Below are 6,083 nucleotides of genomic sequence, written 5' to 3' on the forward strand. Positions count from 1 at the left end.
TCATCCGCACCACCGCGGACCAGACCTTCACCGTCGACCCCTGCAACCTCCAACTGCTCTACCAGGGCCGCTCCCCCAACTCCGGCGGCGACTACGGCCTCCTGCCCTACCGCCCCGGACTGCTCACGCTTCAGCGCTGAGCGCGTACCCCGAGGTGTGGAGAGCCCGGCCCGCGACCACGCGGGCCGGGCTCTCCGGCGTCTCGCCCGATCGTTGTCCTGGAGGCAACGACGGTGGCCCGGTCCGTCGTTGATCGGACCCGCGCCGCCCGGGAGGGTGGAGTTGTCACCACCTCCCGGACGAAGGGTTGAGCAGATGTCCTTCCAGGCATACCTCGACGCGATCGAGGACAAGACCGGCAAGACCCCGCGCGCCCTGGTCGACCAGGCCCTGGAGCGTGGCTACGACGCCGCCGACGTGAAGGCCGGCGTGATCGTCGGCTGGCTCAAGGACGAGTACGGCCTCGGCCGGGGACACGCGATGGCCCTGGTCCACGTGATCAGGAACGGGCCGAAGATCAGCGCCAAGCACGTCGGCTCCACCGGCTCGCACCGCGACGACAGCGACACGCTGTGGCTGGACGGCAAGGCCGCCCGAGCCGCCGCGTAGCGGCTGTGGACAGCGACGCCTATCGTTCGCCCCATGGGAGCGATCAAGCCGTGGCACCTGTTCATCCTGACGCTCTGCTGCCTGCTGCCGCTCATCGCTGCGGTGGCGGGAGTGGTGTGGACGCGGCGACGCCGCCGCTGACCCGTCAGCGGCCGGCGACGAACTCCTCCACCGCCGTGCAGACCCGCCCCAGCGCCTCGGCCGAGGCCGCCAGCGGTCCGGGCACCATCATCGAGTGGTCGGCGTCGGCGACCTCCACCACGTACGGGGTGAGCCGGCGCGCCACCGCCCCGTCCCAGACCGGGTCGGCGGTGCCGCCGGCCAGCAGGAACGGCGCGGTGGCCCGGGCCAGCGGCTCCCGTACCGCGGGGTCGGTCAGCAACGGCGTCAGCCAGACCGCCGGGATGCCCCGGTCGGCGGCGAGCGGGGCGGCGAAACTGCCGAGCGACTTGCCCACGAGCAGATCCACCCCGGCGTCGAGGACCGGATCCAACTGCTCGGCGACCCACTCCGGCGCGGCGTCGTGGCGCAGATCGCCGATCGACCGCCAGGTCACCTCGTGCACCTCGAAACCGCGCCGGCGCAACGCCTCCCCGATGTAGACGAACAGCGGGCCCCGGGTGTCGTAGCCCCGTCCCGGAGCGAGTACCGCGCGTCGATCCGCCATGGCCGCCTACCTCTCGTTCGATCGATGCGTCACGCTAGCCGCCGCACGGGCTTCCGGTGGCCCCGCGGCCTCACAACCGTTCCGGGGTACGGATGCCGAGCAGGTCCAGGCCCTGCCGCAGCACCCGCCCGGTCAGCTCGCACAACACGAGCCGGCTCTCGCGTACCGGCCCGTCTGCCCGCAGCACCGGGCAGCGCTCGTAGAACGCGCTGAACGCGACCGCCAGCCGGTGCAGGTAGGCGGTCAGCCGGTGGAACTCCAGGCTGCCCGCCACCTCCTCGACCACAGCGGCGAAACCGACCAGTTCCATCGCGAGCGCCCGCTCGGCCGGCTCGGCGAGCGAGACGTCCGCGTCCGGCCGCGCCGCCGCGCCGGCCCGCCGGAAGATCGACCGGACCCGGGAGTACGCGTACTGGAGGTACGGCGCGGTGTTCCCGTCCAGCGACAGCATCCGCTCCCAGTCCAGCACGTAGTCCTTGTGCCGGTCCCCGGACAGGTCGGCGTACTTGATCGCGCCGATGCCCACCGCGCGCCCCACCTCGGCTGCCTCGGCCTCGCCCAGCTCCGGGTTGCGTTCCCGGGCCAGCGCGGTGGCCCGCTCCACAGCCTCGGTGAGCAGCCCGACCAGCTTCACCGACCCGCCGGCCCGGCTGCGCAGCATCCGCCCGTCCGGGCCGAGGATCGAGCCGAACCCGACGTGCTCGGCCCGCACCGGCGCGGTCAGCCAGCCGGCCTGCGCGCCGACCGCGAACACCATCTCGAAGTGCCGCCGTTGCGGCAGCCCGACCACGTAGAGCAGCCGGGTCGCGCCGAGCGTGCCGGTCCGGTGCCGCAGCGCGGCCAGATCGGTGGCCGGGTAGCCGTACCCGCCGTCGGACTTGCGCACGATCAGCGGCAACGGCTCGCCGTCACGGCCCACCGATCCGGGCGGGAACACGCAGTCCGCGCCCTCGCTGCGCCGCAGCAGTCCGAGCCGGTCCAGTTCCTCGACAGTCGGCGCGAGCTGGTCGTGGTAGCTGCTCTCGCCCCGGAAGTCGTCGCCGGTCAGCGTCACGTCGAGCAGGTCGTACACGGTCAGGAAGTAGCTCTCCGACTGCGTCACCAGCAGCCGCCACAGCCGCAGCGTCGCCGGGTCACCGCCCTGCAACGCCACCACCCGCCGCCGCGACCGTTCCCGGAACGCCTCGTCGTCGTCGAACTTCGCCCGCGCCGCCTTGTAGAACCCGTCCAGGTCACCCATCGACAGCTCCTGCGCCGCCCCGGCCTCGCCCAGGTCGAGCAGGTGCTCGATGAGCATGCCGAACGGCGTGCCCCAGTCGCCGAGGTGGTTGGCGCGCAGCACCCGGTGCCCGAGCCACTCCAGCGTCCGGGCCGCCGCGTCCCCGATCACCGTCGACCGCAGGTGCCCGACGTGCATCTCCTTCGCCACGTTCGGCGCCGAGTAGTCGACCACCACAGTCTCCGGCTCGGCCACCGGCGGCACGCCGAGCCGCGGGTCGACGGCCAGCGCGGACACCAGCCCGCCGAGCGCGTGGTCGGCCACCGTCAGGTTCAGGAAACCCGGACCGGACACCTCGACCGACGCGCAGACGTCGGCCAGCGCCGCGCGCTCCCGTACCTCCGCCGCGATCTCCCGCGGCGGCCGGCTGAGCCGCCGGGCCAGGCCCAGCGCCGCGTCCGACTGGAAGTCCGCGTGCTGGGAGCGCCGCACGGCCGGGTCAACCGGTACGCCGGCCACCGCCGCGAACGCCGGCGCCAGCCGGTCGGTGAGCAACCTTTCAAGATCCATGGGTACGCCGATCTCGCTGTGGATCCGCCGCGCGGATCACCTGACGGGAACGCGACGGCGGAGCGAGGACGGTCGATGACGACCGGCGGCTCGATCCGCCGGTCGCAGGAGGGAAGGCTCAGCGCAGGCGGTCGCGGGACCGCCGGCGTCGCAGCGCGCCGAGCCGGACGTCGGAGGACGTCATCGGGTACGCGTGCGAACTGGCCATGTCGGCAGCGTAACCGGCCGGCCCGGGGCGTGCGCAAGCGCGTACCCCGGGCCGGTCTGTCGTCAGGCCGAGGTGGCGACGGCCTTGCGGTAGCGCTCGGCCCGGCGCCGCACCTGGGCGTACGCGCTGCTCAGGCCCATCGCCCGGCGGACCTCGACGAGCGTGCGGCGCACCTCGACGCGGGTCCGCTCGGTGCCGGTGACGATCAGCTCGTCGACCAGGCCGGGCTGCGCCTCGATCCGGGCCCGGCGCTCCCGGATCGGGTCGAGGAACCGGTTGAGCGCCGTCGCCAGCGCCTCCTTGACCTCGACGTCACCGACCCGCCCGGCCCGGTAGCGGTCCTTGAACTCCGCCACCTGCGCCCGGTCCGGGTTGAAGATGTCGTGGTACTCGAAGACCGGGTTCCCCTCGACGGTGCCGGGCACGTCGGCGCGGACCCGGTTCGGGTCGGTGTACATCCCCATCACCTTGCGGCGTACCGTCGCCGCGTCGTCGGAGAGCGCGATCGCGTTCCCCTTGCTCTTGCTCATCTTCCCGGCGCCGTCCGTCCCGACCAGCGTGGGCGTTTCCGACATGAGCATGTCGGGCACCGGGAAGACCTCGCCGTAGAGGTGGTTGAACCGCCGGGCGATCTCCCGGGTCACCTCGACGTGCGCGGCGTTGTCCTTCCCGACCGGCACGACCTGCCCCTTCACGCAGAGGATGTCGGCGGCCTGGAGGACGGGGTAGCCGAGCAGGCCGTACGGCATCTCGTCCTTGCCGGCGTCCCGGGTCATCTCCTTCAGCGACGGCACCCGTTCCAGCCGGGGCACCGTGATCAGGTTCTGGAACAGCGTGTTCAGGTCGCCGACCTCGGGGATCGCCGACTGGAGGTAGAACGTCGCCCGCTCCGGCTCCACCCCGGCGGCCAGGATGTCGGTGACCATCTCGCGGGCGTTGTGCGCCACCTGCTCGATGTCCGCGCGGCTGTTGCGCGTGGTGAGCATGTGCAGGTCGGCGATGATGAAGAAGCTCTCGTAGCGCTGGTGCAGCCGCACCCGGTTGGCGATGCTGCCCACGTAGTGGCCGAGGTGCAGCCGCCCGGTCGGGCGGTCTCCGGTGAGCATGCGTGCAGAGGACATGGTCGTACGCCTTTCGTGCCGTTCGCTGGCGGGGAGAAGCGACCCGGTGTCACCCGGGTCGGTGGAGCGGGCTCGTCAGAACGAGCGCCGCCATCGCCCGCCGGCGCGGAATCGGAGTCCGCCGGCACGGAGTACGTCGAGGATCTGCTCCCGCCCGTCGACAGCGTGGCCCGGAAGACCGCTACGGGTCTCCGGGAGGCAGCTGCGCGGCCGGACCATGCCTGACACGGTAACCGCTCACCGGCCCGCGCCGCTGCCTCCTGCCGCGCTTACTGCTGTCGATAGCTCTCGGAGTAGTAGCTGCCGACCCGCTCCCGGTACTCCGGGTGCGCGAAGTGGTCGCTGTCGAACGCGGGCGACTCCTTCACCTGGTCGCGGGTGCGGTCCACGTGCACCACGCGGTCCAGGTGGTCGACCCGGGCCACGGTGCCGGCCGGCAGCAGCACCTTCTTCCCGAAGATCCACGGCCCGGTGTCCACCACCAGGTAGCGCGCGTCGGCGTCCTCGTTCGCCTCGTCGATCGACCCGATCCGGCCGTCAGTCGCCTCCACCCGGTAGCCGGTGAGGTCGAGCGGCGTACCGGGACCGGGGGCGTCGAGCTGGTCGTCGGTGTCCGCGGCGCGCTGCCGCGGTACGTCTCCGGGCCGGGTCTGGTCGTACCCACCCGCCAGGGCGGACGGGTCCCGCCAGGCCCAGGGGTTGAACGGCTGCATAGGTGGCACCTCCCGCGCATCGGCTCGACGCCGGGAACAGTGCCCCGGCGGCCACGCCGGAAACACGCGTCGCCGTCCCCGACGCCCTGACCTGCGGGTACGGCCCGCTGGCATACTGGCCGACCATGGTCCTGTCACGTGGTTGGTCACTGTTCCTGGTCGCCGTCGGAGTGTGGACCTGGGCGATCTGGCCGAGGTTCGCGGTCGCCATCTGGAACGACGAGCGCGCCTGGTCTGCCGGCGTCGTCGGCGAGGGCAGTCCGACGGGTTTCCTCTGGGTGCACGCCCTGCTGATCGGCGCCTCTCTGGCGATCGGCACGACTGTCGGTGTCCTGGGCATCCGCGCCTACCGTGCCTCCCGCCGCCCTGCCCCCGTCGGACGGGTGTGACGCGCGCCGCTACCCACCGATTTGACGATCAAACCTGTGGCCGCGTAACTTTCTCTCTGCCAGCGCGGAACGGGGCAAACGGGACGAAAGTCCTGAAGCGCCGAACCGGGATTGGCGCCGGGTCCGAACGAGGTTCTCGCCTCCGCAGGACCTGGTCCGGGCGATGCTCACCAAGACGCCGGAGGGCGGATTTGGCGGAGCGAAACCGACCGGGTAAGGTTGTCGACCGGCAGGGAACCGGGCGAGCTAGCGGGAGACCGCAGCGGCCGGCCTGCCAAATCCGATGATCAGACGCAGCAGGTGACTGCTGCGCGGGTTCAGCGGCGCCGACCCGTACGAAGCGTGACAGACCGGGACACACGGTTTGACACGGCAGAGACGGTGAGGTAACGTAGTAAAAGTGCCCGGCGCGAGAGCGGCGGGTGGTTGAACGAAATGCCCCAAGCAGGGGCTCCGCGGTGCGGGGTTTCTGGTTGGTGTGTGGTTGTTCTTTGAGAACTCAACAGGGTGCTTGTAAAGCCAGTGCCAATTGTTTTATACCCCGGACTGGTGGCTGTTCTTTGGAATGGTTGCTGGTTGGGATTCCT

At 71.5% G+C, this 6,083-nt stretch carries 6 protein-coding genes; 2 read left to right on the top strand and 4 right to left on the bottom strand.

Annotated elements, in window-relative coordinates; translation table 11 throughout:
- Nucleotides 1–315 precede the first annotated feature (315 nt).
- On the top strand, nucleotides 316–609 hold the full coding sequence (locus BAW75_RS06205; RefSeq protein WP_104112939.1) for a DUF4287 domain-containing protein: 294 nt from the start codon (nucleotides 316–318) through the stop codon (nucleotides 607–609).
- A 145-nt stretch (nucleotides 610–754) separates the two neighbouring features.
- Here BAW75_RS06205 and BAW75_RS06210 read toward each other — a convergent pair whose 3' ends face one another.
- The 4 genes from BAW75_RS06210 to BAW75_RS06225 all read right to left on the bottom strand — a co-directional run bounded on the left by BAW75_RS06210 (nucleotide 755) and on the right by BAW75_RS06225 (nucleotide 5,107).
- Complete coding sequence (locus tag BAW75_RS06210) at nucleotides 755–1,276, bottom strand: alpha/beta hydrolase (RefSeq protein WP_069089879.1); 522 nt, start codon at nucleotides 1,274–1,276, stop codon at nucleotides 755–757.
- A 70-nt stretch (nucleotides 1,277–1,346) separates the two neighbouring features.
- On the bottom strand, nucleotides 1,347–3,065 hold the full coding sequence (argS, locus tag BAW75_RS06215; protein WP_104112940.1) for an arginine--tRNA ligase: 1,719 nt from the start codon (nucleotides 3,063–3,065) through the stop codon (nucleotides 1,347–1,349).
- Between the two features lie 270 nt (nucleotides 3,066–3,335).
- Nucleotides 3,336–4,394 carry a tryptophan--tRNA ligase gene (gene trpS / locus BAW75_RS06220; protein ID WP_104112941.1) on the bottom strand — a complete coding sequence of 353 codons (1,059 nt, stop codon included), beginning with the start codon at nucleotides 4,392–4,394 and terminating at the stop codon, nucleotides 3,336–3,338.
- A gap of 269 nt (nucleotides 4,395–4,663) precedes the next feature.
- Entirely contained in the window at nucleotides 4,664–5,107 is a 444-nt protein-coding gene (locus BAW75_RS06225) for a PRC-barrel domain-containing protein (protein ID WP_064448820.1), read from the bottom strand.
- A 125-nt stretch (nucleotides 5,108–5,232) separates the two neighbouring features.
- Here BAW75_RS06225 and BAW75_RS06230 point away from each other — a divergent pair, with 125 nt between their 5' ends.
- Nucleotides 5,233–5,496: an SCO4848 family membrane protein gene (locus BAW75_RS06230; RefSeq protein ID WP_064448843.1), complete on the top strand. Its 264-nt coding sequence runs from the start codon at nucleotides 5,233–5,235 to the stop codon at nucleotides 5,494–5,496.
- Nucleotides 5,497–6,083 lie beyond the last annotated feature (587 nt).

Source organism: Micromonospora chalcea (genome assembly GCF_002926165.1).
Classification (GTDB): domain Bacteria; phylum Actinomycetota; class Actinomycetes; order Mycobacteriales; family Micromonosporaceae; genus Micromonospora; species Micromonospora chalcea.

What these genes read in the sequence shown, in the direction of transcription:
- argS (WP_104112940.1), bottom strand. Translation starts at nt 3,065, where the DNA reads ATGGATCTTGAAAGGTTGCTCACCGACCGGCTGGCGCCGGCGTTCGCG.
- BAW75_RS06210 (WP_069089879.1), bottom strand. Translation starts at nt 1,276, where the DNA reads ATGGCGGATCGACGCGCGGTACTCGCTCCGGGACGGGGCTACGACACC.
- trpS (WP_104112941.1), bottom strand. Translation starts at nt 4,394, where the DNA reads ATGTCCTCTGCACGCATGCTCACCGGAGACCGCCCGACCGGGCGGCTG.
- BAW75_RS06205 (WP_104112939.1), top strand. Translation starts at nt 316, where the DNA reads ATGTCCTTCCAGGCATACCTCGACGCGATCGAGGACAAGACCGGCAAG.
- BAW75_RS06225 (WP_064448820.1), bottom strand. Translation starts at nt 5,107, where the DNA reads ATGCAGCCGTTCAACCCCTGGGCCTGGCGGGACCCGTCCGCCCTGGCG.
- BAW75_RS06230 (WP_064448843.1), top strand. Translation starts at nt 5,233, where the DNA reads ATGGTCCTGTCACGTGGTTGGTCACTGTTCCTGGTCGCCGTCGGAGTG.